This window comes from Streptococcus sp. HMSC067H01, assembly GCF_001814775.1.
Classification (GTDB): Bacteria; Bacillota; Bacilli; order Lactobacillales; family Streptococcaceae; genus Streptococcus.
The window spans coordinates 1-273 of record NZ_KV817790.1 but is presented as its reverse complement, the minus strand read 5'-3'; the positions used below and the strand labels follow the sequence as shown (position 1 = coordinate 273).

The following is a 273-nucleotide window of genomic DNA, read 5'->3' as shown; positions in this document are numbered from 1 at the left end:
TGTTGTCAGTCTTATCTGCGTATGGATCTTTATTGGTATCTCCGTACTTGTCTGCCAACTCAGAATCATCATCGAGAAGCTTGTTGTCAGTAATTGAGTATTTCTCTTCAGTTACAACGTATTTCTCTGGTTGGAACTTAGGCTCTTCTGGTGGAGTCACAGTGTTGTTGAACTCTTTGTCTGGAGCGTCTGTCACTGTTTTCACAAGTGCTTTAGCTTTTCCATTGTGTTCCACTACAACTGTTACTTCTGCCTTCATAGAGTCATATGTAA

The 273-nt window shown here is 40.7% G+C and carries 1 protein-coding gene; it reads right to left on the bottom strand.

The annotated features are described in order from the left end of the window. A partial coding sequence (locus tag HMPREF2987_RS04850) for a hypothetical protein (RefSeq protein ID WP_142995358.1) occupies positions 1-273 on the bottom strand: 273 nt, incomplete at both ends.